Raw genomic sequence first — 25,677 nt, 5'->3', positions numbered from 1 at the left:
AAGTTGAAGGAAATTTGACAGGGGCGTGAGAGGGTTGCCTTGCTCGAAGATCGATAGTTGCTTATCATCAACGCTTACTCGTGAGGAGATAGGAATACTATGCGCTATTTACTTTTGCTGATAATGGGATTAATGAGTTTACCTGGACTCGCTTCTTCTAAAATTAGCCTATACCAAGCTGAAGTTGTCCTTGATGGGCAACAACGTGATGCAGAAGCCAATGCCAGAATGAGAGGCCTACAGGAAGTGATTGTCCGAGCGTCTGGTAACAAGGATGCGGTCAATAATGAGGTTATACAAAAAGCGTTACGGCAAAGCGCACAGTATTTAAATCAAATGAGTTATGGCCAACAAGATGGGCATCGAACCCTGAATATGACTTTTAGCGCTCCTCATATCCGAACTTTACTGACGCAAGCTCAATTACCCTTCTGGCCTGAAACTCGAAGCAATATATTGGTGTGGTTGGTCGAAGAGTCCAATTATGATCGCCATATTAGTTGGGAGTATTCAAATAGCGAACTCATGCAGCAACTCAAAACCAGTGCCCAACTGCGAGGTTTACCGTTAACGATTCCTATCGGCGACTTTGATGACATTACGGGAATTCAAACTTCAGATCTATGGGGAGGCTTTTCTCAACCGATTAGCTTTGCAAGTCAACGTTATCCTACTGAGGCGATATTAGTGATAAGGGCACAAGGTAATACTTTACGCTGGACGCTTTATGACCAACCTGCAGAACAAATGTTAGCCTCACCAAAGACGCCAATGGTTGGGCAAACAAGTGGCACGCAAGCGGCGAGCTCACTGATTGATGAACTGAGTGATTATTATGCCCAAAAAGGGGGGGTACTCGTCAGTAGTGAGTCTTCTCAAAAGTTACTTGTCGAATTTAAATCCGTTAACTCTCCTTTGACTTTCTTTCGATTAGAAGAGTCGGTAAAGCGTTTAAGTTCAGTGGCTTCTCTTGATGTGGTAAAAATTAAAGGTGATGAAGTGACCTTTCATGTCCACTTACTGGCGAGTGAGGAAGAGTTTACACAAGAAGTACTAAGAATGAGGCAGGTGACTCAGCGAACCGTGCCTCAGCCTGCTGTGATTCCTCCCCCCTCCTCTTTTCAGCAAGGGGAATCAGAGCCATCGATTCAGCAAGAGAGCGAGATAGAGGGATCTGAGAAGCTAAACGTCGAGCAGACGTTGGCAGTTGAGCCACAAGAAACTAAACTTTATTTTTCTTGGAAAGAGTAATCAAGAATGGCGTTGATTTGCATGAGGAAACCGTTATGAATGAACACAGTGAGCAGACTTGTTCCTGTTGCAGTGACACGATGAGCCAAATCAATGAGCGGTTAACCCTAAGCGTTCAAGAGTCACAAGCTATCTATCAGCATTTGTCTCAATCGCTGACCTCAACGTCTTCATTGATGAGTGAAACACAGTATTGGTTGATTAATGCTAAGTTGTTTGACGGTGAAACGTTAACGATTAAAGATAACGTCAGCCTATTTATCGATGGGGATAAAATAGGTCAAGTCGTCGTCGGGCAAGATGCGAAAGTGGAAGGGTATAAAACTTTAGACTGCCAAGGTTACACGTTAATGCCCGGCTTGATCGATGCACATTGGCATTCATTGTTGTGTGCTATTACTAAGCCACAAGCGATGATGGAAGCAATGACGTATATTCATCTGCTGGCGGCGAGAGAGGCCAATAACACTTTAATGAGAGGGTTTACCACCGTCAGAGATGCGGGGGGGCCTTGTTTTTCTTTAAAAAAAGCGATTGATCAACAGATCTTTAATGGGCCTCGTATTTATCCTTCGGGGGCAATGATTTCTCAAACCTCCGGCCATGCTGATTTTAGAATGGCTTCAGAATTATTTGAGTGCCATTCCTTAAGCCGTATCGAACGTGAAGGTATCGCCTCTATTGCTGATGGGAATGATGCGGTACTGAAGTCGGTTCGTGAGCAGTTAATGCAAGGCGCTTCACAAATTAAGCTGATGGCAGGGGGCGGCGTCGCTTCACCCCATGATCACTTGTTCACCAATCAATATACCGAGAATGAGCTTAAAACGGCGGTAGAGGCAGCAAAAGATTGGGGCACTTATGTCATGGTTCATGCTTATACAACACACAGTATTCAGCGAGCGATCAAATGCGGTGTGCGTTGTATTGAGCATGGTCAGCTTTGTGATGAAGAAACGGCACAGCTAATGGCCGAACGTGATGTTTGGTGGAGTCTACAGCCTTTCCTCGCGGATGAAGATGCCAATGTTTATCATGATACAAACAGTATTCACAAACAACGGCTAGTGTCAGAGGGAACGGTAAGAGCCTATGAGCTGGCAAAAAAATATAAGGTGAAGCTTGCTTGGGGAACGGATATTTTATTTACCCCCAGTAATCTGGCTAAGCAAGGGAAGATGTTGTCTAAACTGACGTGTTTCTTTAAACCGTTAGAAGTCTTGAGAATGGCAACCAGTAGCAATGGGCAGTTACTGAAATTATCAGGCCATTGTGATCCTTACCCAGGAGAACTTGGCGTGATTAAAGAAAACGCATTGGCGGATCTTTTATTGGTTTCTGGTAATCTGAATAATGATATTAGCTTTTTAGACGATCCTGACAAGAAGATTGCAATGATTATTCAGGCCGGAAAAATTAAGAAGCAGATTCTATAAATACGGATTCCAACTCAATATCAAAATCGCCCCAGCGTTCAAAAGCTAGGGCGTTTTTGTTTGAGTTACTTATCTTGACCAAATTGAGCTTTCTCTGCCTTTTCCACTTCGGACAGTTTGGTTAATTTTAGTCCCAGTTCTTTACCACGCAGACGTGCATAAAGCGTATTGCCAATAAAGGCACCACTGGTGAAAAGTAATTCTATTGCCGCCAACCAGCGTTCACCGTTATCGACATATAAAAGGGTGAGAGCATGTAAAAAATAGAGCATGAGCACAAAGTTTGCCCAAGCATGAGTATAGGGTTTTCCTTTCATGATCCCCGGCAATGGCAGTAATAGCGGGATAAGCCAACCAATAGTGACCGCCAGTGGCGATATATGTGGATGTGGAGACCAGATTAATTGCCAAAGTGCAATCCAAATCATTAGTGAGAGTATTCCCCCAAGTGCTAGCCAGCGCACCACACGAGTCTGAGGGGAGTGGTAGATTGTCATGATCCTTCCTTGAGTTGACGTGCAATACGAGCAAGCCGTTGCCCTAGTTTTCGAGCTAATTCACTTTCATCGCTCGTTAATTGCCCTGATGAGGAAACATAACTCGCCCCGTAAGGTGTTCCACCAGAACGAGTCGTGTGAAGTTTTGGCTCAGAATAGGGAATACCAACAATTAACATACCGTGATGGAGCAAAGGGAGCATCATGGTGTGTTGGGTTGTTTCTTGCCCACCATGTAAACTTGCTGAACTGGTAAAAAGGCAAGCAGGTTTATCGATTAAATCTCCATTGATCCATAATGGCGTGGTTTGGTCCCAAAAGTGCTTCAGCGGGGCGGCCATATTGCCGAACCACACTGGGCTACCAAAAGCTAAACCGTCACACTGTTGGAGTTCTTCCATCCTAATAATGGGGTCGCTCACTGGAACGAGAGGATCATCCAACGGCGCGACTGTGCGTAATAAGGCTTCACAGCCTGAGACAGACTCTATCCCTCTGGCTATCTGCCGAGCCAGAGCGAGCGTTCCCCCGTGACGGCTAAAATAGAGAACAACTAAGCGCGTGCTCATAAAATTTCAAGAACTTGCTCTGGTGGCCGTCCATGTCTTGCTTGACCGTTAGCGACAACAATAGGGCGTTCAATCAGTTTAGGGTGCTCAGCCATCGCTTGAAAGAGCACATCATCCGAGAGTGTTTCATCGGCGAGGTTAAGCGTTTGATAAAGGGCTTCTTTCGTACGCATCATACTACGGACAGTGGGCAGACCAAGCTGGGTATACAGCTGTTTTAACTGGGCAACATCGGGTGGGGTTTCTAAGTATTTAATAATGGTGGGCTGAACGTGTTGGGCTTCAAGCAATGCCAGTGTTTCTCTACTTTTAGAGCACTTAGGATTGTGGTAAATGATAACAGACATAACTTTTCCTTTAGGTCATTATTATAGTAATTGTGGTCAATTTTGAGTGATGACGGATTATTTAAGCGATAAAAAACGCTCTCTTTGTACCATAAGTTGGTCGATACGGGCATCATAACGCGCTTGCTCTAAGCTACCTAACGTTGCTCGTTGGCTGGCCTGAGTATAAAACTGTATAGCCTTGTTCCAATTCGCCCCTAAGGCAAGAAGCTCGGCGCGAGCCGCCAATTCTTCAGGTTCATTACCTTGATGATGATTTGCTTCCGCCAATAAGCTCCAACCATTGCTATCATTGGGATTATCATGGGTATAGCGTTGCAATAACCGAATTGCCTCAGCGTATTTCTCTCCCTTGAAAAGGGCGTTAGCATAGTTGATAAGCAATACGGCGTTATTGGGCTTTTGTTGCAGAGCTTGAGCCAGAAGTTGCTCAGCGTCGTGGGTTCGCTTCGTTTCGATGAGTAAATCGGTCATCGCATCAAGATAGAAATTGTTATCCGGATTACTTTTTAATAAGGCTTGCAATAGCGGTTCTGCTTGTTGGTACTGTTTGGTATCGAGGTAAACCAATGCTTTACCATAATCAAAAGCATCGGTGAGGTTTTCTTGAGACTTTTTCTGAGTTCGATTGAACCAATCTAGCGCAGCATCACTACTGATCCCCGCATAACGAGCAACCACCCGTGAACGAGCAAGGTGATAATTGAGCGAGGGGGGGACTCGAACTTCTGGGTACTGCTGTGCTCTTGCTCGACTATCGGTGATGCGATCTTCGGGTAATGGGTGAGTGAGGAGCATGGGGGGAGGCGTACTGGCATAACGGTATTCATCCGCTAGGCGGCCAAAAAAACGAGGCATAGCCTGAACATCAAACCCGGCTTTCGCTAACGTTGCAATACCAAAGCGATCCGCTTCTTTTTCATTACTTCGAGTATAGTTGATTTGGCTTTGCATACTGCCTGCGGTTGTTGCTGTAATCGCGGCAATTCCTGCTTGTGGTGCGGCAATAGCAAGCAATAGCGAGCCCGCTAATGCGGCAATGGTGGCTGGTGAGCGGCGTGCTTGCTCTTCCATGCTGCGAGCTAAATGGCGTTGGGTAACATGGGCGATTTCATGTGCCATGACAGAGGCCAGCTCACTTTCTGATTGCGCATGAAGCAGTAGCCCTGAGTGTAGGGCAATGTAGCCACCAAAAAAGGCAAAGGCGTTAATATTGCGGTCACGAATCATGAAGAAAGTAAACGGGGTTTTTACATCATCGGCATGAGCCACTAATCGATGGCCGATTATATCGATATACTCATTGATAACAGGGTCGTTGATGATGGGTTTACTGCTTCTTAACATACGCATATAAGCATCACCATAAATCCGTTCTTGATCTATGGTTAATGTTGAGCCTGCAACGGTGCCAATATCCGGTAATTCAATACTATCGACTCTTGATACATTCGCATAAGAGAGTGAGGGAAGGCTTAGTGTTGCTACTAAGCAAAGGCTAATTAGTGAACGTGACCGTTTTATTATCATAACTATGTGGAAAACTCCGAACTCATCTTTCACTAAGACCATGCCTTGTTCGATAGGTTTCGCATGGGGTTGATCAAAGAAAAACAAACAGGCCCAAACTGAACAATATCATGAGAAAACAATGGCACCCAGAGCAAAAGCCGATACAATGTGCTTCTCCCAAGTGACCTCAGTATATTGAGTTGCGTGATCAGTTTCGTTCGATATGCTGAAATGACTCGGATATGCCTATATTAAGGATTGAGAGGCAGAATGGAACCTAATATTCTCGATTTACGTGAACATCGATGCCCAATGACACTTTTGCTTGCGAAACGTCACATCTTGATACTTGATCACAAGCAAAGTACCACTATTCTAATCAACGACCCTAGTTCGGTTCGTGATATTCAATCTTATTTACAGCAGCAGGGTTTTCTCAGTAAGTGCCAACCTGTGGCTGATTATTTCTCGGTTTATGTTTCTAAGGAGAGTTTGCCCAATGTTTGAAATGTTGAATCGCTGGTATCAGCGCCGTTTCTCCGATCCTCATGCCGTCAGTTTAATCGCCATTCTTTTCTTCGGTTTTATTATCATTTATTTCTTTGGTCATTTGATTGCACCTCTGCTCGTTGCACTGGTATTGGCTTATTTGTTGGAATGGCCAGTGGTTCAATTATGCCGTTTAGGCATTCCTCGTACGGCTTCTGTCGTTTTGGTGATTTTTCTATTTATCGGCCTGATGTTTTTGGCGATATTTGGGTTGGTTCCAACAATTTGGCAGCAGGTGGTTAACTTAATCAATGATATACCCAACATGTATAACGGGCTTCAGCTGTTTATTGCCAGCTTACCTGAGCGTTATCCTGAACTGGCGAATTTACAAATTGTTGAATCTCTTATCAATAATGCTAAAAACCAAGCTCTCAGTATGGGGGAATCGGTGGTAAAAGGCTCTCTAGCCTCGTTGGTGAGTTTAGCGACGTTAGCGGTATATCTTATTTTGGTGCCCATGCTGGTCTTTTTCCTACTGAAAGATAAACAGGAATTGCTTAGTGTTGCCAGCGGTCTTTTACCGAAAAACCGCAAACTGGCTACCAAAGTTTGGGTTGAGATGAATCAACAGATTTCGAATTATATTAGGGGCAAAGTATTAGAAATTCTCATTGTGGGTGGGGTGAGTTACGTAACCTTTGCTATTTTAGATTTACGTTACGCGGCCTTGCTGGCTGTTGCGGTCGGTTTTTCGGTGCTAATTCCTTATATCGGTGCGGCAGCGGTTACCATTCCTGTTGCTATCGTAGGTTTATTCCAATGGGGAATGACCCCACCTTTTTATACCTTATTAATTGCCTATACCATCATCCAAGTGCTAGACGGGAATGTATTAGTTCCTGTGCTCTTCTCTGAAGCGGTTAATTTGCACCCGATGTCAATCATTATCGCGGTCTTAGTCTTTGGTGGGTTATGGGGATTTTGGGGGGTCTTTTTTGCTATCCCTCTCGCAACCTTGGTCAAAGCAGTTTGGAATGCGCTTCCCAGCAATGATGATACCCCTTCACCAACAGAATAAGATGAGGAAGTGAATACCATCATCAACGAAAGTTTGTAAGACGAGCACTTAAGTTTTCATTTGGCTTGGCGATATAGAAATCATAAGAATAAAAAAATGGAATAGAAGTCGAGGGAAATTATGAAATTTAGTCAAAAAATTGTAGCTGCTTCATCAGCGCTTTTATTGGTTATTGTGGTGCTGTTGTCTTTACAGCAATTATCGACGGTACGTTCTGAGGTCCAATCCTTGGTTCAAAACAGCTTGAAAGAGATGGTCTTGGGGGTAAAAAATACCATTTCATCGGAAATGAGCAGCAAAAAAGGGTTGGCCCAAGTGATGACGGAAAGTCTTGAACTTGACCCGACGAATCGGCAATTTGTACAGGATGTTTTAGAGAAACCAACGCTTAAAAAGAGTTTTTTATCCATTGGATTAGGCTATGAAGTGGATGGGTCTATGGTAGAGAATGACGATGGTTGGGAGCCTGACAGTAGTTATGACCCCAGACGTCGCCCTTGGTATATGGAGGCTAAAAGCCAGCAGTCGATGATTGTGACAGCCCCTTATATCGATGCTTCTACAAAAAATATGATTATCTCTATTGGCGTGCCGGTGCGTGAACGTACCCGTTTCATCGGAGCAATGTATTACGATTTAGAACTAACCCCTCTGGCTGAGTTAGTTAACCGTGTGAACTTATTCGATGCGGGTTATCTTTTCATTGTGACAGAGAAAGGCAACACCATCGCACACCCTAATGCCTCTTACAACGGGCAAGCGCTATCGAGTTACCTTCCGCAAGTGGCCTTACAAGAAGGTATGCGAACGGTAGAATTAGAGGGGCGTCCACATCTGGTTTACTTTAGTGAAGTTCCTAATGAAAATTGGTATGTAGGGGCTATTGTTGATGAATCTCAAGCCTTTTCGGCGCTCTCTAAATTACGCAATAGTTCGATCATCTATACCTTTATTGGGGTTGTTATCAGCATTATTGGATTAACGATACTGATCAATTTCTTAATACGCCCACTCGGTTTACTCAACAATGCTATTCAGGATATGGCTTCTGGGCAAGGTGACTTGACCAAACGTTTGAACACCAATACTGATAAAGAGTTTGCTGAACTGGCTTATGGTTTTAATGCCTTTACGGAAACCTTGCAAAAACAGATTCAGCAATCCAAAGCGATTGGTGAGGAAATTATGCGAGGAGCTGAGCAAACCATGTCAAGTGTTGAGGGTTCTTCGGCGGCAATGCGAGATCAATTGCAAGAATTAGAGCAATTGGCTACCGCGATGCATGAGATGTCAGTAACCGCAACTGAAGTGGCAAATAATGCTCAAGGTGCGGCTTCGGCAGCGAAAGAAGCCGATGAAGCAACGCAAGAAGGCTCCTTAGTGGTCAGCGATACCTCTCAATCGATTGACCGTTTATCTGCACATATCGAAATGGCCGTTGAAGAGGTTCGAGGCCTTGAATCGGCGACTGCGAATATCGAAACCATTTTGAAAGTCATTAATGATATTGCTGACCAAACCAACTTACTTGCACTGAACGCGGCTATTGAAGCGGCTCGTGCGGGAGAATCTGGACGAGGCTTTGCGGTGGTGGCAGATGAAGTCAGAACACTAGCGCAACGGACTCAGCAGTCCACGACTGAAATTCGTACCATGATTGAGCAGCTACAAGTGGGATCCAATTCCGTGTCTGTTGCGATGAATGAAAGCAAAACCACGGCGGAAGATGCTGTAGCTAAAGCGCAGTTGGCGGACGCGGCATTGCAGCGTATTCGTCATGCGATTCAGCAGATCAGTGATATGAACTTGCAGATAGCCTCTGCCGCTGAGCAGCAAAGTTTGGTTGCAGAAGAAATCAATAACAATACGGTTAAAATTAAAGATCTATCGACACAAGTATCGGAATCGGCAGAAGAAGCGAATATTGCGATGCAGGTTCAGGCAGAAAATGTTCGTGAACAAGATGCTATCTTGAGTAAATTTACGGTTTAATGATGCGTTGCTCCTTAAGGGGCAACGGAAACTTTCATCTAAAAAAGCCATCCGAACTTGTGAGGATGGCTTTTTCTTAAGAGGGAGAACCCCGCTTCTTTAGAGGCTGATTATGAATGTTGAGCAAGGTAAGTTAAAACGACTTGGTGATGATCTTTTGTTTTAAATTTATCAAATACCTGCTCAATGATACCTTGCTCATTAATTAAAAAACTGATGCGGTGCAAGCCATCATAGGTTTTTCCCATGAATTTTTTCTCTCCCCACACACCGAATTGTTCGGCGACGTGGTGATCTTCATCCGACAATAGGGTGAAGTTGAGGTTGTCGCGTGCGATAAATTTACCGAGCCGAGCAACCGGGTCGATACTGACGCCTAAGACAACAATATTATAGTTGTCTAGTTCAGCTTTGCTGTCTCGTAACCCTTTAGCTTGTACGGTACAGCCAGGTGTCATGGCTTTAGGATAAAAATAGAGCAGCACTTTTTTATCGCTAAAGTCGGCAAGTGAAACGGTTTTTCCGTCTTGATCTTGAAGTGAAAAGGCGGGCGCGGGCGAACCGACTTTCAAAGTATTCATGGTTATTCCTTTCCTTTTATTGGCTGTTTTTTATAAAGTTTAATGCGCCTCGAACGTCTAAATGCTGGCATAGGGTTTCGAAATCTTCTTGCAACTGCATTAAATTACACTCGCTATTGACTTGTGCGGTGATCGCAATATGAAAGTGATCGGCTTCTGTGCCTAATTTGGACTTGTGGATGGTTTGTGCACTGAGAGATGCCATCCCCATATGGCGTTCGGCAAAAAACTGGGTAAACTTTTCGGTCAACCCCAGCTTGTCATCGGATTCCACATACACTTCTACAGTGTAAGCACTCGCTTGTTGGTTATGGGGGGAGGTTCGCTTCATCATGGTGATCAAATCCTGCTCTTGACCCAACAACGGTAAAGTCGTTTCAACCCGAGAGATGCTATTCGCTTTGCCCGATACCAGCATAAGCAATGTGAATTCATTACCAAACAGTGCTATTCGGCTGTCAACAATATTGCAGCCAGCTTGAGTAACCAATTGGACGACTTGGTTACAGATTCCTGGGCGATCTGAGCCGACAGCGGTGATCACAAGATGTTGAGTCATAAGGTTGCTTCACTTGATGTTTTTCTGCATGTTAGCACAGTTATGAAATGATAGAGAAACCGTTGTGAACGCTTAGCATGTAAAGCCAGTAACCTCCTTTTGAGTGAGAAAAAAACGGCGGATTTCTCTTTTTTATAGACCATCATCCGTGAAATTACCTTCCATTGACATGAGGAAATGGTATCCGAGTCTACGTTTTGTTGAGCTGAGAGTTGGTGGAATCTCAAACATCTGATAAATATTCACAGATATGCTCGGTTTAAGCAGATTTCCCCCCTTGTCTTTTTTAAGTGCCATGCAGTACCATGCAAAGGTTATCAATCAAGGGAGATAGACATGTTTTCAGGAAGTATGGTTGCGTTAATAACCCCTTTTCACCAAGATGGTGAAGTTGACTATTCCAGTTTGAAAAAATTAGTAGATTACCATATCGCAGCCGGTACTGACGCGATCGTTTCGGTAGGGACCACCGGTGAATCCGCGACACTCTCGGTGGAAGAGCATGTCAAAGTTGTCGAAAAAACCGTTGAGTTTTCTGATGGGCGAATCCCTATTATCGCTGGAACCGGTGCAAACGCGACTCATGAATCGATCACGTTTAGCCGCCTGTTGCACAATACCGGTATTAAAGGGTTTCTCAGCGTGACACCCTACTATAATAAACCGACCCAAGAAGGGTTATTTCAGCACTATAAAGCCATCAGCCAAGAAACCGATGTTCCTGTTATTTTGTATAATGTACCCGGGCGCACGGCGGTTGATCTTCGACCTGAAACAGTGGCACGCTTAGCGGAACTAAAGAACATTGTTGCACTCAAAGATGCTACGGGTGATTTAAGCCGTGTTGCGCTGCACCGTGAATTATGTGGCAATGATTTCATTCTACTCAGTGGTGATGATGCCACTGGGCTTGAGTTTGTAAAACTCGGCGGGCAAGGCGTGATTTCTGTCACCAATAATGTTGCCGCAGCAGACATGGCAAAAATGATGAAGCTGGCGTTAGCGGGTAAGTTTGAAGAGGCAGAAGTCATAAATCAGCGTTTAATGCCATTACACAAAGACTTATTTGTGGAGTCGAGCCCGATTCCGGTGAAGTGGGCAGCACATAAACTAGGGTTAATTGCTGACGGTCATTTACGTCTGCCGCTTACTGAGCTTTCAGAACAAGCTCGTCCATTGGTTGCCCAAGCCATGACCGAAGCTTGTATTTTATAAAGAGTTATAACGATAGTGCTGAGCTTTTCGTTTCGGCCATTTAGGAGTTTCAATGAAGTTATCCCGCCAGCTGGTTGTTGGTTCACTGGCTGTTTTGGTTTTAAGTGCTTGTTCAAGTAGCCCTGCGCAGCGACGCCAAGCAAAGAATGATTTTACTTACTTAGAAACAAAACCCTTTACACCTTGGGTGTTACCTGAAGGAGCCACTCCTCAGTATTATCCGAACTACGAAATACCGAAAGGGGAGTTTGTGGGTGCGGTTGGAGGCGAAGTCGATATTCGTCCACCTCAGCAGATCCTTGAACTGATCCCTGGTGCTCGTTCTGAGCGGCAAGATGGAGATTCCACATTATGGATGATTCGTCAAGATGAGGTCGATACTGTTTGGCAGACGGCATTGTCGATGTTGCAAGAACGTGGCGTGAAGGTGAGAAAGCAAACTGACAACTATCTGGAAACAGATTGGGTGAACTGGAGTTCGGAAGACGAAGATACCACGTTAGGTAGCCGGTATGAATTTTCTCGGGTAGCTGCGAATAACCGATTTGGCTTTAGAGTTTCACTCATTGATTGGCGTGAAAATGGTAAAGTTGTTCCTGTGAGTACGACCAATAAAGAGCGATATAACATCTTCATGACCAATTTGGTGACGAGTCGTTACGATCAATATCGACGTGAGGAAGCGGCGCGTCGAGCGGAGGAACTGGTTAAACAGATCCCAATTACTATGGGGGCTGATCGCAGCGGTTTGCCGGTGATTATCGCTCGTACTCCTTATGAGGTACTATGGCAGCGTATACCGACTTTAATGCCAAGCATGGGCTTTACGATTGAAGAACGAAATCAGTCACAGGGTACAATTAAAGCAAGGTATGCCTCACCAGACGATGAGTTTTGGTATCGTATTGGTGTGAAACCGATGAATTTAAGAGCGGGGACTTACACCTTCTTATTGGGTGATTTAGGAAACCGAACCTCGATCAATGTAACAAACTCTGCGGGAAGGCCTGTTGAACAAGAACTGTTGCAAGAAATGGTTCCGGTGTTAGCCGCTATGGTTCAGCCAGAAGAGTAGAAAAATACGTTATTAGGTAAAGAGGGTGCGATGGCATCCTCTATTTTTTTTCGTCCTGTTTATCCACATCTGATGTAGAGGATCTATTTTGCTCAGATAAGTTGGGGTGAAGCTTTTTATCCAGCTCATTGAGTTTATCTAAATCACTTTTTTCTTTTTGTTGAAAACGAATCTTAGAAAGGTGTTTTAAGGCTGCTAAATTACCAACAATCACGCTCATTGCTATGATAGAAATTACCCAAGGGTTGAGTAAAAAATCCATACTATTTTACCTTTGCGATATTGATGATGTAGTGATTGTAGATCATCTCTAGGTTTTGCAGTACGGTTTGTTTTCCTTCCATCGACTCTTTGTCCAACTCAGTTTGTAGCGTCTCGCGTGTGAGTGCTGTTAAGCATTGTTCTGCGGTATGTTTATGACTGATATGCCAAGGTTCGAAAGCCACACCACCGCCATTTTCTTGATAAGGAAAGAAGAAACCAAACTCGGCAATATGCGTTTTCAACCAAGCATAAAAAGGGGCTTGATGAGCTTGTAAGTATTCCCAAGGTTCCAGTTGTAGTGATGTTCCTTCGGGTAATGCTTTTCTATCAAAAATATCAAAGTCAGTGCCCCAATGGTGTCGACTGGCACCGGGTAAGGCAGACCAACGCAAAATGGCCAATATCTTCTCTTTTTCAGAGTAAGGCGATATGTCTAGTGGGTGGCCATCGTCATCCAAAATGGCCATTTCTCCTTTCATTTTTCGATCCCAGATACTCTGCTGGCGAGTAAAAGAGCGAAAACCACTGGCGATATTGAGATTAAAGCCTGCGAGATCCGCTGCCTGTTTTAAGGCCAGCAAATCTTGGCTTACTTGGGGATGAACCCAAAAGGCTTTTTGCCCGATGATCACCGCAGTAAGGTGATCATCCGTCTTACCTGTCAGCTGTTCTGGTGACATCATTTGATGAATAGTTTCTCTAAGATTTTTTCATACATATCGGTCAGTTTCTCTAAATCCGCAATACTGACACACTCATTAACTTTATGAATTGTGGCATTGACTGGCCCTAGTTCAACCACTTGGGCGCCCATTTTGGCAATAAAGCGCCCATCAGAAGTCCCTCCGGTGGTTAATAGCTGCGGTGCTTGATGATTGACTTCTGTCACACCGTGAACCACGGCATCCAATAAATCCCCCGTGTCGGTTAAAAATGGATGACCACTCAAGGTCCATGTGAGTTCGTAATCGAGCCCATGGGCATCAAGGATGGAGTGTACCCGGCGTTTGATCTCCTTATCGGTAAGTTCCGTACTAAAACGGAAGTTAAACTGGACATCAAATTCCCCTGGAATCACGTTGGATGCTCCTGTCCCTGCCTGTAAATTTGGAATTTGAAAGCTGGTGGGTGGGAAGTAAGCATTCCCATCATCCCAAGTGGTCGCAGCTAATTCAGCCAGTGCAGGAAGAGCATGGTGAACCGGGTTGTTGGCTAAGTGAGGGTAGGCAACGTGGCCCTGAACCCCTTTAATTTTTAAATCACCCGTGATTGAGCCTCTACGCCCATTCTTGACCACATCGCCCACTTTTAAGGTGCTGGATGGCTCACCCACGATGCACATATCAATCAATTCATTACGAGCCATTAAGGTATCGACAACTCGAGTGGTGCCATTAATAAAAGGGCCTTCCTCATCGGAAGTAATAAGAAAACCAATGGAGCCTTTATGGCTTGGGTTCTTTGTAAGAAAGCGTTCTATTGCGACAACCATACAAGCCAGTGAGCCTTTCATGTCAGCGGCCCCCCGCCCATGTAAATAGCCATCAATGACGGTTGGTTCAAAGGGGGAGGTGTGCCACTGGAAAAGTGGCCCTGCTGGAACGACATCGGTATGGCCAGCAAACACGAAGAGTGGGGTTTCTGTCCCTTTTCGAGCCCAAAAGTTGGTGGTGTCATCAAAGATCATCTCTTCAATGGTAAATCCCAACGCTTTCAACCTCTCGATCATGACTTGTTGGCACCCTGCATCATTAGGGGTGACCGATTCACGGCTAATTAAATCTTTTGCAAGAGCCAGTACGGGACTGTCTGTCATCCTTGAAATCCTTGTATTTAAGAAAAAAGTTCACTGTATTGCTGGGGGGTAAAGCCAAGATAGAGGGTCTCTTTTACACGTAAAATAGGCCGTTTGATCATCGCAGGCTGTTCAAGAAGAAGTGCGAGTGCGTTGGCTTCATTTAGGCTCTCTTTTTGTTCTTGGCTGAGTTGGCGGTAGGTCGTTCCCCGTTTGTTGAGAACCTTTTCCCAACCGAGTGACTGAAAAAATTCATTCACTAACTCAGGAGTAATACCATTTTTTCGGTAATCATGAAATTGATATTCGATGGCTTGGGTCTCTAGCCATTTTCTGGCTTTTTTTATGGTATCGCAGTTAGGGATACCGTAAAGCGTGATGAGCATACTATTCCTTTGAAATGGATGGTGATTGGTCTTATTCAACCTTGTTTTATGAGGCGATCCTAACAGGAACCGTGGGTGGTGACAAAATGAATACCGCAGGTTTTTCTTCTGTAGGAGCATCGAGTGATGGATAAGCGTAAAACACGGGTAACAAAAGAGGTAGAAAAGTGCTTGATAGAATGGTCGATTAGCCAGTTCTTGATCAATCTCAACAAACTTACTGGTAAAACAGAAATAATGTGCTTTGCACTATTTAGGAGGTATCAATGGAACTGAGTCCTGTTTTTGCAAGGCGGTTATATTTAGCTTTGTTAGTTGAAAGCCTTGAGCGGCCTAATGTCCCGAAATTAATTGAGAAAACGGGATGGCCTCGCCGCACGATTCAAGATGTGATTAAAGCCATGCCGGGAATCGGTATTGAGCTTAATTTTGTACAAGATGGTCGCCGGCATAATGATGGCTATTATCGACTCTCTGACTGGGGGCCTTTTGATAGCCAGTGGGTGATTGAGCGTAAGGGAGACATTGCTGCAAGCCTTGGTTTTCATGCTTAAGCTCATGGTCTTCACTCGTGTTATTTCCCCATTTGGGTTGAGTGGTGTCATTGGGAGATTGGCGTGTTAACGCTGGATTCGCTATCCTTTTAAGCCAGCATTGCTGGCTTTTTTGCATTGATCATGCTTCGTTTTCTCTCCCCCTTTGCTCCTGTGGTGAGTCTCTCTCATCTTTTCTCCAGTTTATCATGTAAACGTTGAGCAATATCTTTGGTTGTTTTTACTCATATTTTTCATTTTGTAATATAACAATCAATAGTTATCTTGTTTTACTTCATGTAAACGTTTCCACTTTTGGGGTTTTTATCACAGAAATACCTCAACGTCTGCTGATAGACTTATTGCCACTGGATTCAAGTTGGAAGAGTAAGGGGTGACGTGTGAGTGTTTTAATTACAGGAGGGATGGGCTATATCGGTAGTCACACTTGTGTGCAGATGATTGAAGCCGGTCTTGAACCCATCATCATTGATAATTTATGCAATGCAAAAACGGAAGTATTGAACCGAATTGAAGCATTAACAGGCAAGAAACCGACCTTTTATCAAGGTGATGTGCGTGATGAGGCGTTGTTAGATTCCATTTTTTCGGCACATACCATTCAAGCCGTTATTCATTTTGCTGGACTAAAAGCCGTAGGCGAATCCGTCAGTAAACCGCTCGAATATTACGATAACAATGTTAATGGGTCATTAGTTCTGCTGCGCAGTATGCGTAAAGCTGGAGTGAAAACCATCGTCTTTAGTTCTTCTGCTACTGTCTATGGTGACCCTAAAGTGGTGCCTATCACGGAATCGTCCCCGACAGGGGCAACGACAAACCCTTACGGCAGCAGTAAACACATGGTTGAGCAATGCTTAAGTGATCTGTTTGTTGCTGAAAAGGACTGGAGTATCACTTTGCTGCGCTACTTTAACCCCGTTGGGGCTCATCCATCCGGTTCGATGGGCGAAGACCCGCAAGGTATACCGAATAATTTGATGCCGTTTATCGCCCAAGTTGCGGTAGGGCGGCGAGAAAAACTGTCGGTATTTGGTGATGACTACGCCACTCCTGACGGAACGGGGGTGCGAGATTATATCCACGTCATGGATCTAGCGGATGGTCATATTGCAGCGCTTAATACGGTGGGGAAAAAAGCGGGATTACACGTTTATAACTTGGGAACAGGAAAAGGTTCCAGCGTATTGGAGATGATTGCTGCCTTTAGTGATGCTTGTGGTAAACCCGTTCCTTATGAAGTGTGTCCACGTCGTCCTGGGGATATCGCTCAGTGTTGGGCGAGCACCGAAAAAGCAGAGCGGGAACTGGGATGGAAGGCCCAATATACCCTTGCCCAAATGACCGTAGATACTTGGCATTGGCAGGTTAATAATCCGAATGGGTACTCCCCTGTGTAATTGCAACCATAGCATTGTTGCCGAATAGCCATTCCCACTTTATTGGAAGGCAGAGAAAAATTTAAAAGTTGAGTAAGTAAGATGTCGAATGTTGAATTTAACCCAGTGGATCATCCTCATCGCCGTTATAACCCATTAACGGGACAATGGATTCTGGTTTCTCCGCACCGAGCCAAACGACCTTGGAGTGGGGCAGATGAAAAGCCATCCATGGATGTGCTTCCCAGTTATGACGAAACGTGCTTCTTATGTCCGACGAATAAGCGCATTTCTGGTGATATAAACCCTGATTATCAAGGAACGTATGTATTTAACAACGACTTTGCTGCATTGATGACGGATTCTCCGGATGCGCCGGAATCAAAGAATCCCCTTTTTAAAATCCAAGGGGTTCGTGGTTTGAGTCGGGTTATCTGCTTTTCTCCGGATCACAATAAAACCTTGCCTGAACTGCCCGTTGAAAAAATTCGCGGTGTGATTGATACCTGGAATGAGCAAATTGAAGCGCTAGGTAAAGAGTATATTTGGGTTCAAGCCTTTGAGAATAAAGGCGAAACGATGGGCTGCTCTCAGCCTCATCCGCACGGACAAATTTGGGCAAATAGCTTTTTACCCAATGAAATTGAACGTAAAGAGCACCACCTAAAAGCCTACTACCAAGAAAATAGCAGCAATTTGCTGGTGGATTACGTGCAAGCGGAGTTAAGAGATGGCTCTCGCATCGTCGTGGAAACCGAACATTGGGTTGCACTTGTCCCATATTGGGCGGCGTGGCCATTTGAAACCCTGTTATTGCCGAAAACACATATTCGCCGAATGAGTGAACTTTCCAATGAACAGCGGGATGACTTAGCGGTGGCGATCAAAAAGTTGACCAGCCGTTATGACAACTTGTTCCAATGTTCTTTCCCCTACTCAATGGGCTGGCATTACGCACCGTTCTTTGAAGAAGGCACCGATATTGACCACTGGCAGCTTCACGCGCTGTTCTACCCCCCATTACTACGCAGTGCAACTGTGCGTAAATTTATGGTGGGCTATGAAATGTTGGCAGAAAGTCAACGCGATTTAACCGCTGAGCAAGCGGCGCAGCGTCTGCGTGATGTCAGTGATGTCCATTACAAAGAACAATAACGTTTGTCATAGTTGAAGTTGCATGCGGTTGATTGCATAGATTCCAGAGGATCTATGCTCATCGGGTTGAATTCGTTGGTCGCCTAGCTGCAATTTCAACTAGTTAAGAGGCCTCATTATCGTGGCTTGATTTCGAGCTGCTATGAAAGCATTAAACAGTTTGAGTATTTACTATGTCTGATCTAATCCAAAATGTGAAAGCGTCTTTTGAGCAAGTGTTGGGGTATGCGCCTAGCCATATTATCCAAGCACCTGGTCGTGTGAACTTAATTGGGGAACATACCGATTACAATGATGGTTTTGTCCTACCCTGTGCCATTAACTATCAAACCGTGGTTGCCGCCGCAAAACGTGAAGACAGCCTCGTGCGGGTGGTCTCTGTGGATTATGGTAACGCATTCGATGAGTTTGATATTACCCAAGAGATTAAGTTTCAAGAGAACAAAATGTGGGCAAACTACATTCGTGGTGTTGTGAAGTCTCTTCTTGAACGCGGTTACTCGTTTACCGGGGCAGATATTTCAGTCAGTGGTAACGTACCTCAAGGGGCGGGCTTAAGCTCATCTGCCGCCCTTGAAGTGGTGATTGGTCAAACCTTCAAAGAGCTCTTTAACTTAGACATTAGCCAAGCGGATATCGCACTAAACGGCCAACAAGCGGAGAATGAATTCGTCGGTTGTAACTGCGGCATCATGGATCAAATGATCTCTGCTGAAGGCCGTGAAAACCACGCCATGCTTTTAGACTGTCGTAGCCTAGCCACTCAAGCGGTCCCGATGCCGGAAGAGATGGCAGTTGTGATCATCAACTCGAACAAAAAACGCGGTTTGGTCGACAGCGAATACAACACTCGTCGTCAGCAGTGCGAAGAAGCCGCTCGAATCTTTGGCGTGAAGGCGCTTCGTGATGTGACGATTGAGCAGTTCAATGAGAAAGTGTCTGAACTGGATGACATGGTCGCAAAACGTGCTCGTCATGTGATCACTGAAAACGACCGTACCGTAGAAGCGGCACAGGCATTGAGAACACACGATATGAAGCGCATGGGCGAACTTATGGCCGAATCGCATGCGTCTATGAGAGATGATTTTGAAATTACGGTGAAAGAGATCGATATTCTGGTTGAAATGGTTAAAGAGGTCATTGGCGATCAAGGTGGGGTACGAATGACGGGTGGCGGTTTTGGTGGGTGTGTGGTTTCCTTGGTGCCACTTTTATTGGTGGATAAAGTGAAAGCGACGGTTGAGGCACATTACCAAGCAGCGACAGGATTACAAGCGTCGATGTATGTTTGCCAAGCGACACAAGGTGCGGGTTTGGTTAATGAGTGGTAAGGAAGATTGAACATGTCAAACTTTGAACAACTTGAGCAATCTATGGGGCAAGCCCCCTCCTTTGATGGTCAGCCAGCAAAATTAATCCATTTAACGAATGCTCAAGGAATGACGGTATCCTTCATGGATATAGGGGCCACTTGGCTCAGTTGTACACTGCCCGTCAATGGTGAACACAGGGAAGTACTATTGCGTTCCTCCAATATGGATGAACATATGAAGCAAAATGCTTTTTTTGGTGCCATTGTCGGTCGCTTTGCTAACCGTATAAACAAAGGAAAATTTACCCTTGATGGGCAAACTTACCAAGTGGGTATTAATAACGGTGAAAACTCCTTACATGGTGGTTTAGATGGGTTTGATAAACGGCGTTGGGTCATTGTGGAACGGGATCAACAAAGGGTAGTGTTTGCTTTGCATTCTGAGGATGGTGATCAAGGATATCCGGGGTATTTGGATGTCAAAGTTGGGTATCGGTTAACCAACGATAATCAGATCTGCATTAATTACCATGCTCATGGTAATCACATCTGTCCTGTAAATTTAACCAACCATGCTTATTTTAACTTAGCGGGGGAAGGCTCTTCTGTAAATTGCCTCGGCCATACATTACAGATCAATGCTTATCATTATTTACCGACCGACAGTGGATTGATTCCAACGGGAGAGTTAAAAAATGTTTTTGGGCGTAGTTTTGACTTTACCCGAGCGAAGTTGCTTGGTGAGGCGTTGCTGAGTGATAACGATCAGCAATTGGCGGGCGGCTATGATCACTGTTTTGTATTCATGGATGAAGTCACCGATGGAAAAAAAGCGGCCGCGGTGCTGGTTGCGCCTGAAGGAGACGTCAGCATGACGGTCAAAACCACCAAACCAGCCATGCAGCTCTATTCTGGTAACTTCCTAGCTGGGGAGCAGGGAGCTTCAAGAACTTATGCTGCTTATGATGGCGTCGCGCTAGAGACTCAGTATTTTCCTGATGGTCCCAACCATCCAGAGTGGGAAAAACAGAACGGAATTCTTAATGCTGGCGAAGTGTATCAACATCAAACCAGCTACCAGTTTATTTTTTAGCTAATTATTCCCATTGATAGGTTAACTGACATTGTTGTTAATTTTTAGTCAGTTGTTTTTCCTCTAGGCTTAAAGAGGCATAGAGTTGATGTTGATAATGATTTCATCAACTTTCATTTATACAGTGACTTGGGGGAGTGACTGTATAAATTAGCCTCTAATGCCTATGAGGATTTTTTCGCTATGAGTGATTAGCCATTTTTACCGAATCTCGTTTGACCATCGTTGGTGAATAGCGTTTAGGGCTGTTATCCAGGGTGTTTTCATCTTTAGCGAGTTGCAGAGCGAGTAATGCTGCTTTTTCTGCCATCATCTGAATCGGGTAGCGGATAGTGGTTAGGCGAGGTTTCACATAGCGAGCGATTAAACCATCATCAAAACCAATGATTGAAATCTGATTAGGTACTTCAATACCATTTTCCTCCATCACGGAGAGAGCGCCAGCAGCCATATAGTCGTTATAAGAGACAATAGCTGTCATATCAATGGCTTTAGTCAACAAGTTCGTCATAGCCAATTCGCCCCCTTCGCTGCTAGGATCGCCATATTCAATGTAAGAGTCTGGTAGTTGAATATGATGAGCGATGAGTGCCTCACGATAGCCTGCGATTCTCTCATCAGCGTCAGAAATGGGATGGCTTGAAGCAATACAGGCAATCTGTTGATGCCCTTGGCGAATTAAAAACTCGGTGGCTAGATAAGCCCCTTTCTGATTATCAAGGGAGATGCAGCGTTCTGCCAATTGCGGAATATGTCGATTTATGACAACCATTCCCTTTGTTTCTTTAGCAAAATTGATTAACTCTTCATCAGATAAAGCTTTCGAGTGAATCACCAAGGCATCGCAACGGTTATTGATAAGAAGTTCAATGGCCCTACGTTCATCATCTGCATTGTGATAGCCATTGCCGACCAATAAATGTTTACCATGTTGATGTGCAATGGTATCGACGGCTTTCACTAGCGTACCAAAAAAAGGATCAGACACATCCGAGACCAAGACCCCCATCGTGTTGGTACTTTGGCTGACCAGTGCTCGTGCTGCAGCGTTAGGCCGATATCCTAGGTCGTGCATTGCTTTGGTGACGGACTCAATAGCACTTTTACTGGCTTTAGGAGACTGATTAATGACACGTGACACTGTTGCAACAGAAACGCCAGCCGCCTTTGCGACATCTTTAATAGTAGCCATAGAAATTCAACCTTTATCAATGCATTAGGTGAATTAAACACTTTTCGACTACCCATAGCAATGCCTGAGAGGCAAGTGATGAAGAAATGAGATTTAATCCCGATTTTTGCTGGTGATAAATCTCTTTTCTATTATCAGTAACATGAACTCCATACTTTCAAATGGTGAGTTTCATGAACAGGAATAGGGAATAACCGATGCACGACGAATCATTGTTGGAACAAAAATTCGAATAGGATCGGTCGCTGTTTGCCCATTCGCTAACAAAAAAGCCAAATGTACGGCTTTTTCTGCCATCATCTGAATGGGGTATCGCATCGTAGTCAGTTTAGGGCTAAGGTATTTGGCAATGATACCATCATCAAATCCAATCAAAGAGACATCTCGTGGAACAAGAATGCCATTTTCATCTAAGATGGATAAAGCGCCAGCCGCCATATAATCGTTGTAGGTTGCAACGGCAGTCAGTGGCAGGTTTTTAGAGAGAAGGTGAGTCATCGCTTCTTCGCCACCTAATTCGGTTGGTGCACCATACTCAATGTAAGAAGCGTTAATTTTAATATTGTACGCTTTAAGGGCTGATAAATAGCCATTTCTACGTTGTTCAGTATCTTCGATCTCGTGATTAGAGCACACATAACCTATCTGCGTATGACCCATCTTGATGAGATATTCAGTGGCTAAATAAGAACCTCGGTAATTGTCGAGGGCGATACAGCGTTCTGCTATTTCAGGAATATAGCGGTTGATCAATACCATTGTTGGCTTTTCTTCAGCAAAACGGATCAGTTCCTCATTACTCAGCGCTTTGCTGTGAATAACAAGAGATTCGCATCGGCTATTAATGAGGAGTTCAATCACTTCTCGCTCAAAATCTGCATTATGGTAACCATTACCAATCAGCAAATGTTTTCCATTTTGGATAGCAATAGAATCAATGGCTTTAACCATACTACCGTAAAACGGATCGGAGACATCACCAATGAGAACACCAATGGTATTCGTTGTTTGGCTAACCAACGCTCGTGCATTTGCATTAGGGCGATAACCGAGTTTCAGCATCGCTTTTTGAACGAGGGATTTGGTTGAGGCACTGGCATGTGAGGAATTATTCATTACTCGAGAAACGGTAGCAACGGAGACTCCCGCTTCTCTTGCAACATCTTTAATGGTAGCCATACATATCTCGTATTAATCAGTCAATAGAACAGGAAGAACAATGTACAGCCTCTGCTACCGAGCAGAGGCTGATGACATTAGGCGATGTGAGCTAAGGTGGCCGGCGCTTTGTTAACTCTGATATTTTCACCTTTTGCATTAAATAAATGGATCGAATCAAAGTCAGTATAAAGAGGTATTTCTGTATAAGGTTTGATAAAGAAATCACCAGAATTTAAAAATTTAAAATCATCTACACCTAAGCTTTGGCCGAATATATAGGTGCTACTTCCTAAGCGTTCCACCACTTCTGAGTGAAAGACAAAGGTTAAGTCCCCCGCTTCTTTATTAAGATGTTCAGGCCGTATCCCAACGGTAATGTGCTCTCCTTCGTGAACTTGTTGAGTCATGATGAGTAATTCTGTATGAGTCTGTTGATTTCCTAGTGTGATCGTTAACTTCTCTGGTGACCAACTTTCTACTTTCGCGGAGATAAAATTCATTTTTGGAGAGCCAATAAAACCGGCAACAAACTGATTTTCTGGATGGTAATAAAGTTCCATCGGGCTACCGACTTGCTCAACACAGCCTTGACGTAGTACGACAATTTTATCCGCTAAAGTCATTGCCTCGACTTGATCGTGAGTAACGTAAACCATGGTTGATTGTAATTCTTGATGTAGCTTGGCGATATGTAAACGCATTTCAACCCGTAATTCGGCATCCAAATTAGACAAAGGCTCATCAAATAAGAAGACATCGGGATTACGCACAATCGCTCGGCCAATAGCGACCCGTTGCCGCTGACCACCCGATAATTGAGCCGGTTTTCGATCCAGTAAGTTATCTAGTTGTAAGGCTTTAGCCACTTGAAGAACTTTACTTTCAATTTCTGTTTTTGGTGTTTTATTGACCTTTAATGCGTATCCCATATTTTCGCCAACAGTCATGTGTGGGTATAAAGCATAAGATTGAAAGACCATGGCAACGCCGCGTTGTGAGGGTTGGACATCATTGACGATTCGATCTTTGATCGAAATGGTTCCTTCTGATATTTCCTCTAGCCCTGCGATCATTCGTAGAAGAGTTGATTTACCACAGCCTGATGGACCAACAAAAACCACAAATTCACCATCTTTTATGGAAAGGTTTACATCGTGAATGGTTTTTATATCACCAAACCGCTTGATTACATTTGATAATTCAATAGAGGCCATAGGGCTTATCCTTCATGATTTTAATTATTAACTTGTTGATTTTAAATTAATTGATAGTGATTTTGCCAAGTGGCTTGTTTTTGTTTTAAAGATTATAAAACTTAGTGTAAACGTATTCCATTTTTTGGGCTTTTTTTGTGTTAGCTGTCACGATTGTGAGCAAAATTTATGGTCAATACAAAGGGAAGCGCCTATTTTAAACCGGGTAATCGTTTTACTTATGCATAGAAAAAAACCAAAACTGCATCCTACACATTAACCTAGGAGACGTTATGAAAAAACGTACATTAATAAAAGCAATGAATGCTGCTCTAATCGCTGGTTGCACTTTTTCTTCCCTCAATGTTGTTGCCGCAGGCAAGTTGCTTGTATGGGAAGATATCCAAAAATCAGCAGGTAATGCCCAAGCGACAAAAGCGTTTGAACAACAATATGATGTGAAAATTACGGTTCAAGAATTACCTTATGGTGGGCAAGTTGAGTCATTACGTATGGACGGTCCTGCTGGAACGGGGCCTGATGTCATCAACTTACCGCACGACCAAATAGGCAGTGCCGTTGTGCAAGGTTTATTGGTCCCACTTAAGGTTGATCAAACAATACTGGATACGTTTACAGAGTCGGCAGTTGATGCGTTAACCTATCAAGGCCAGCTTTATGGATTACCGAAAGCGGTAGAAACGTTGGTGATGGTTTATAACAAAGACTTGATGCCAGAATTACCGAAAACAATGGAGGAGATCTATCAAGCCTCTAAGCAATCCCGAGCACAAGGTAATTATGGCCTATTAGCGAAATGGGATGAAATTTATTACACCTATGGCATTTTAAAAGCGATGGGGGGGGATGTCTTTGGCAAAAATCCAGACGGCAGCTATGACTCAAAAACGATTCTTTTAAATACCGAAGGTGCGGTTAAAGGTGGTGAGTACGTAGAAAAATTCTTTAAAGAAGCGATTTTTCCTCGAGGAATTATTGGTGATTCTGGCTTGAATGCGATTGATTCACTATTTACGAGCCAAAAAGCCACCATGGTGCAGACTGGACCTTGGTCATTTCAGCCATATAAAGAAGCGGGCATCAATTATGGTGTAGCACCTTTACCACTGCTGCCTAATGGTGAGCATATGGGATCGTTTATGGGAGTAAAAAGTTATAGTGTTTCAAGTTACTCAAAAAATAAAGAGCTAGCACAAAAGTATATTGAATTTATCAATAATTATGATAATTCAAAACGACGCTTTGAATTAACGGGTGAAGTTCCCGCAGTAAAAGCATTAATTGATGATCCGATTATTAAAGATAATGAAGGCGCTCGGGCTGTCGCCATACAAGCTGAATTTGCCACACCCATGCCATCTATTCCAGAAATGAATGAAGTGTGGGGACCGGCTAATAGTGCACTACAGCTTATCGCCACAGGAAAGCAAAAACCTAAAGAAGCATTAGATAGTGCAGTGGAAGCGATTCAGATGCAAATTGAAGCGAACCACGCAATGATGGGATGGTAAGTTATTTTTAGCCAGCCCTTACTAGGGCTGGCGTTTGTCGTTGTGTTCAGGATG

Annotated in this window: 26 protein-coding genes; 13 read left to right on the top strand and 13 right to left on the bottom strand. The window is 44.1% G+C overall.

Annotation, left to right across the window (positions count from 1 at the left end):
* Positions 1 to 99: 99 nt before the first annotated feature.
* Both B5D54_RS04980 and B5D54_RS04975 read left to right on the top strand, forming a co-directional pair.
* Entirely contained in the window at positions 100 to 1,251 is a 1,152-nt protein-coding gene (locus B5D54_RS04980; RefSeq protein ID WP_078925389.1) for a DUF8605 domain-containing protein, read from the top strand.
* A gap of 35 nt (positions 1,252 to 1,286) precedes the next feature.
* Positions 1,287 to 2,687: a metal-dependent hydrolase family protein gene (locus B5D54_RS04975; protein ID WP_078925388.1), complete on the top strand. Its 1,401-nt coding sequence runs from the start codon at positions 1,287 to 1,289 to the stop codon at positions 2,685 to 2,687.
* A 65-nt stretch (positions 2,688 to 2,752) separates the two neighbouring features.
* On the opposite strand, the gene B5D54_RS04970 is transcribed toward B5D54_RS04975, so the two are convergent.
* From B5D54_RS04970 to bepA, 4 genes are read right to left on the bottom strand one after another with little or no spacing between them, the layout of a single operon-like run.
* Complete coding sequence (locus B5D54_RS04970) at positions 2,753 to 3,184, bottom strand: DUF2069 domain-containing protein (RefSeq protein WP_078925387.1); 432 nt, start codon at positions 3,182 to 3,184, stop codon at positions 2,753 to 2,755.
* Positions 3,181 to 3,753 carry an NAD(P)H:quinone oxidoreductase gene (wrbA, locus tag B5D54_RS04965; protein WP_078925386.1) on the bottom strand — a complete coding sequence of 191 codons (573 nt, stop codon included), beginning with the start codon at positions 3,751 to 3,753 and terminating at the stop codon, positions 3,181 to 3,183. The genes B5D54_RS04970 and wrbA overlap by 4 nt, the downstream gene beginning before the upstream one ends.
* Positions 3,750 to 4,100, bottom strand: a complete 351-nt coding sequence (gene arsC, locus B5D54_RS04960; RefSeq protein WP_078925385.1) for an arsenate reductase (glutaredoxin) — start codon at positions 4,098 to 4,100, stop codon at positions 3,750 to 3,752. The genes wrbA and arsC overlap by 4 nt, the downstream gene beginning before the upstream one ends.
* A gap of 57 nt (positions 4,101 to 4,157) precedes the next feature.
* Positions 4,158 to 5,630, bottom strand: a complete 1,473-nt coding sequence (bepA, locus tag B5D54_RS04955; RefSeq protein WP_367946445.1) for a beta-barrel assembly-enhancing protease — start codon at positions 5,628 to 5,630, stop codon at positions 4,158 to 4,160.
* A 252-nt stretch (positions 5,631 to 5,882) separates the two neighbouring features.
* Between bepA and B5D54_RS04950 the strand changes: the two genes are divergently transcribed.
* The 3 genes from B5D54_RS04950 to B5D54_RS04940 all read left to right on the top strand — a co-directional run bounded on the left by B5D54_RS04950 (position 5,883) and on the right by B5D54_RS04940 (position 9,174).
* Entirely contained in the window at positions 5,883 to 6,119 is a 237-nt protein-coding gene (locus tag B5D54_RS04950; protein WP_078925383.1) for a sulfurtransferase TusA family protein, read from the top strand.
* Positions 6,112 to 7,182: an AI-2E family transporter gene (locus B5D54_RS04945; protein WP_078925382.1), complete on the top strand. Its 1,071-nt coding sequence runs from the start codon at positions 6,112 to 6,114 to the stop codon at positions 7,180 to 7,182. Before B5D54_RS04950 ends, B5D54_RS04945 begins: the two co-directional genes overlap by 8 nt.
* Positions 7,183 to 7,302: 120 nt before the next feature.
* Positions 7,303 to 9,174, top strand: coding sequence for a methyl-accepting chemotaxis protein (locus B5D54_RS04940; protein WP_078925381.1), 1,872 nt, complete (start codon positions 7,303 to 7,305; stop codon positions 9,172 to 9,174).
* Between the two features lie 110 nt (positions 9,175 to 9,284).
* On the opposite strand, the gene bcp is transcribed toward B5D54_RS04940, so the two are convergent.
* Complete coding sequence (gene bcp / locus B5D54_RS04935) at positions 9,285 to 9,755, bottom strand: thioredoxin-dependent thiol peroxidase (protein WP_078925380.1); 471 nt, start codon at positions 9,753 to 9,755, stop codon at positions 9,285 to 9,287.
* A gap of 16 nt (positions 9,756 to 9,771) precedes the next feature.
* Positions 9,772 to 10,314 (bottom strand): glycine cleavage system transcriptional repressor, encoded by a 543-nt coding sequence (locus tag B5D54_RS04930; protein WP_078925379.1) that lies wholly within the window; start codon positions 10,312 to 10,314, stop codon positions 9,772 to 9,774.
* Positions 10,315 to 10,650: 336 nt separating this feature from the next.
* Here B5D54_RS04930 and dapA point away from each other — a divergent pair, with 336 nt between their 5' ends.
* Both dapA and bamC read left to right on the top strand, forming a co-directional pair.
* Positions 10,651 to 11,529 carry a 4-hydroxy-tetrahydrodipicolinate synthase gene (gene dapA / locus B5D54_RS04925; RefSeq protein ID WP_078925378.1) on the top strand — a complete coding sequence of 293 codons (879 nt, stop codon included), beginning with the start codon at positions 10,651 to 10,653 and terminating at the stop codon, positions 11,527 to 11,529.
* Positions 11,530 to 11,581: 52 nt separating this feature from the next.
* Entirely contained in the window at positions 11,582 to 12,604 is a 1,023-nt protein-coding gene (bamC, locus tag B5D54_RS04920) for an outer membrane protein assembly factor BamC (protein WP_078925377.1), read from the top strand.
* Positions 12,605 to 12,644: 40 nt separating this feature from the next.
* Here the strand turns inward: bamC and B5D54_RS04915 are convergent, their stop codons facing one another.
* The 4 genes from B5D54_RS04915 to B5D54_RS04900 are packed head-to-tail and all read right to left on the bottom strand — an operon-like array spanning position 12,645 to position 15,049.
* On the bottom strand, positions 12,645 to 12,866 hold the full coding sequence (locus tag B5D54_RS04915) for a DUF2897 family protein (RefSeq protein WP_078925376.1): 222 nt from the start codon (positions 12,864 to 12,866) through the stop codon (positions 12,645 to 12,647).
* 1 nt (position 12,867) lies between these two features.
* Positions 12,868 to 13,548, bottom strand: a complete 681-nt coding sequence (locus B5D54_RS04910) for a M15 family metallopeptidase (RefSeq protein WP_078925375.1) — start codon at positions 13,546 to 13,548, stop codon at positions 12,868 to 12,870.
* Positions 13,548 to 14,684 carry a succinyl-diaminopimelate desuccinylase gene (gene dapE, locus B5D54_RS04905; RefSeq protein ID WP_078925374.1) on the bottom strand — a complete coding sequence of 379 codons (1,137 nt, stop codon included), beginning with the start codon at positions 14,682 to 14,684 and terminating at the stop codon, positions 13,548 to 13,550. Before dapE ends, B5D54_RS04910 begins: the two co-directional genes overlap by 1 nt.
* Positions 14,685 to 14,701: 17 nt before the next feature.
* Positions 14,702 to 15,049 carry an ArsC family reductase gene (locus B5D54_RS04900; RefSeq protein WP_078925373.1) on the bottom strand — a complete coding sequence of 116 codons (348 nt, stop codon included), beginning with the start codon at positions 15,047 to 15,049 and terminating at the stop codon, positions 14,702 to 14,704.
* 266 nt (positions 15,050 to 15,315) lie between these two features.
* On the opposite strand from B5D54_RS04900, the gene B5D54_RS04895 reads away from it, so the two are divergent.
* From B5D54_RS04895 to galM, 5 genes are all read left to right on the top strand, one after another.
* Positions 15,316 to 15,603, top strand: a complete 288-nt coding sequence (locus B5D54_RS04895; protein ID WP_078925372.1) for a winged helix-turn-helix domain-containing protein — start codon at positions 15,316 to 15,318, stop codon at positions 15,601 to 15,603.
* Positions 15,604 to 15,983: 380 nt separating this feature from the next.
* The gene (gene galE / locus B5D54_RS04890) at positions 15,984 to 17,003 is read left to right on the top strand and encodes a UDP-glucose 4-epimerase GalE (protein ID WP_078925371.1); all 1,020 of its coding nucleotides are present in this window, start codon (positions 15,984 to 15,986) and stop codon (positions 17,001 to 17,003) included.
* 81 nt (positions 17,004 to 17,084) lie between these two features.
* Entirely contained in the window at positions 17,085 to 18,137 is a 1,053-nt protein-coding gene (locus B5D54_RS04885; RefSeq protein ID WP_078925370.1) for a UDP-glucose--hexose-1-phosphate uridylyltransferase, read from the top strand.
* A gap of 173 nt (positions 18,138 to 18,310) precedes the next feature.
* A complete protein-coding gene (gene galK, locus B5D54_RS04880) occupies positions 18,311 to 19,471 on the top strand; it encodes a galactokinase (RefSeq protein WP_078925369.1) in 1,161 nt (386 codons plus the stop codon).
* A 12-nt stretch (positions 19,472 to 19,483) separates the two neighbouring features.
* On the top strand, positions 19,484 to 20,545 hold the full coding sequence (gene galM, locus B5D54_RS04875; RefSeq protein WP_238124129.1) for a galactose-1-epimerase: 1,062 nt from the start codon (positions 19,484 to 19,486) through the stop codon (positions 20,543 to 20,545).
* A 181-nt stretch (positions 20,546 to 20,726) separates the two neighbouring features.
* On the opposite strand, the gene B5D54_RS04870 is transcribed toward galM, so the two are convergent.
* From B5D54_RS04870 to B5D54_RS04860, 3 genes are all read right to left on the bottom strand, one after another.
* Positions 20,727 to 21,737: a substrate-binding domain-containing protein gene (locus B5D54_RS04870; protein WP_078925368.1), complete on the bottom strand. Its 1,011-nt coding sequence runs from the start codon at positions 21,735 to 21,737 to the stop codon at positions 20,727 to 20,729.
* Positions 21,738 to 21,908: 171 nt separating this feature from the next.
* Positions 21,909 to 22,916 carry a substrate-binding domain-containing protein gene (locus B5D54_RS04865; protein ID WP_078925367.1) on the bottom strand — a complete coding sequence of 336 codons (1,008 nt, stop codon included), beginning with the start codon at positions 22,914 to 22,916 and terminating at the stop codon, positions 21,909 to 21,911.
* 77 nt (positions 22,917 to 22,993) lie between these two features.
* Positions 22,994 to 24,112 (bottom strand): ABC transporter ATP-binding protein, encoded by a 1,119-nt coding sequence (locus tag B5D54_RS04860; RefSeq protein ID WP_078925366.1) that lies wholly within the window; start codon positions 24,110 to 24,112, stop codon positions 22,994 to 22,996.
* 272 nt (positions 24,113 to 24,384) lie between these two features.
* Here B5D54_RS04860 and B5D54_RS04855 point away from each other — a divergent pair, with 272 nt between their 5' ends.
* Positions 24,385 to 25,623, top strand: a complete 1,239-nt coding sequence (locus B5D54_RS04855; RefSeq protein ID WP_078925365.1) for an extracellular solute-binding protein — start codon at positions 24,385 to 24,387, stop codon at positions 25,621 to 25,623.
* Positions 25,624 to 25,677 lie beyond the last annotated feature (54 nt).

The organism is Vibrio cincinnatiensis DSM 19608 (assembly GCF_900167345.1).
Lineage (GTDB): Bacteria > Pseudomonadota > Gammaproteobacteria > Enterobacterales > Vibrionaceae > Vibrio > Vibrio cincinnatiensis.
Note: the sequence above shows the minus strand (reverse complement) of the source record. Positions and strands in the feature narration are given on the sequence as shown.

What these genes read in the sequence shown, in the direction of transcription:
- B5D54_RS04870 (WP_078925368.1), bottom strand. Translation starts at nt 21,737, where the DNA reads ATGGCTACTATTAAAGATGTCGCAAAGGCGGCTGGCGTTTCTGTTGCA.
- B5D54_RS04910 (WP_078925375.1), bottom strand. Translation starts at nt 13,548, where the DNA reads ATGTCACCAGAACAGCTGACAGGTAAGACGGATGATCACCTTACTGCG.
- B5D54_RS04945 (WP_078925382.1), top strand. Translation starts at nt 6,112, where the DNA reads ATGTTTGAAATGTTGAATCGCTGGTATCAGCGCCGTTTCTCCGATCCT.
- B5D54_RS04980 (WP_078925389.1), top strand. Translation starts at nt 100, where the DNA reads ATGCGCTATTTACTTTTGCTGATAATGGGATTAATGAGTTTACCTGGA.
- bepA (WP_367946445.1), bottom strand. Translation starts at nt 5,630, where the DNA reads ATGATAATAAAACGGTCACGTTCACTAATTAGCCTTTGCTTAGTAGCA.
- galK (WP_078925369.1), top strand. Translation starts at nt 18,311, where the DNA reads ATGTCTGATCTAATCCAAAATGTGAAAGCGTCTTTTGAGCAAGTGTTG.
- wrbA (WP_078925386.1), bottom strand. Translation starts at nt 3,753, where the DNA reads ATGAGCACGCGCTTAGTTGTTCTCTATTTTAGCCGTCACGGGGGAACG.
- galM (WP_238124129.1), top strand. Translation starts at nt 19,484, where the DNA reads ATGTCAAACTTTGAACAACTTGAGCAATCTATGGGGCAAGCCCCCTCC.
- B5D54_RS04855 (WP_078925365.1), top strand. Translation starts at nt 24,385, where the DNA reads ATGAAAAAACGTACATTAATAAAAGCAATGAATGCTGCTCTAATCGCT.
- B5D54_RS04895 (WP_078925372.1), top strand. Translation starts at nt 15,316, where the DNA reads ATGGAACTGAGTCCTGTTTTTGCAAGGCGGTTATATTTAGCTTTGTTA.
- B5D54_RS04865 (WP_078925367.1), bottom strand. Translation starts at nt 22,916, where the DNA reads ATGGCTACCATTAAAGATGTTGCAAGAGAAGCGGGAGTCTCCGTTGCT.
- bcp (WP_078925380.1), bottom strand. Translation starts at nt 9,755, where the DNA reads ATGAATACTTTGAAAGTCGGTTCGCCCGCGCCCGCCTTTTCACTTCAA.
- B5D54_RS04900 (WP_078925373.1), bottom strand. Translation starts at nt 15,049, where the DNA reads ATGCTCATCACGCTTTACGGTATCCCTAACTGCGATACCATAAAAAAA.
- dapA (WP_078925378.1), top strand. Translation starts at nt 10,651, where the DNA reads ATGTTTTCAGGAAGTATGGTTGCGTTAATAACCCCTTTTCACCAAGAT.
- B5D54_RS04885 (WP_078925370.1), top strand. Translation starts at nt 17,085, where the DNA reads ATGTCGAATGTTGAATTTAACCCAGTGGATCATCCTCATCGCCGTTAT.
- bamC (WP_078925377.1), top strand. Translation starts at nt 11,582, where the DNA reads ATGAAGTTATCCCGCCAGCTGGTTGTTGGTTCACTGGCTGTTTTGGTT.
- B5D54_RS04975 (WP_078925388.1), top strand. Translation starts at nt 1,287, where the DNA reads ATGAATGAACACAGTGAGCAGACTTGTTCCTGTTGCAGTGACACGATG.
- B5D54_RS04970 (WP_078925387.1), bottom strand. Translation starts at nt 3,184, where the DNA reads ATGACAATCTACCACTCCCCTCAGACTCGTGTGGTGCGCTGGCTAGCA.
- B5D54_RS04940 (WP_078925381.1), top strand. Translation starts at nt 7,303, where the DNA reads ATGAAATTTAGTCAAAAAATTGTAGCTGCTTCATCAGCGCTTTTATTG.
- dapE (WP_078925374.1), bottom strand. Translation starts at nt 14,684, where the DNA reads ATGACAGACAGTCCCGTACTGGCTCTTGCAAAAGATTTAATTAGCCGT.
- B5D54_RS04915 (WP_078925376.1), bottom strand. Translation starts at nt 12,866, where the DNA reads ATGGATTTTTTACTCAACCCTTGGGTAATTTCTATCATAGCAATGAGC.
- B5D54_RS04860 (WP_078925366.1), bottom strand. Translation starts at nt 24,112, where the DNA reads ATGGCCTCTATTGAATTATCAAATGTAATCAAGCGGTTTGGTGATATA.
- arsC (WP_078925385.1), bottom strand. Translation starts at nt 4,100, where the DNA reads ATGTCTGTTATCATTTACCACAATCCTAAGTGCTCTAAAAGTAGAGAA.
- B5D54_RS04950 (WP_078925383.1), top strand. Translation starts at nt 5,883, where the DNA reads ATGGAACCTAATATTCTCGATTTACGTGAACATCGATGCCCAATGACA.
- B5D54_RS04930 (WP_078925379.1), bottom strand. Translation starts at nt 10,314, where the DNA reads ATGACTCAACATCTTGTGATCACCGCTGTCGGCTCAGATCGCCCAGGA.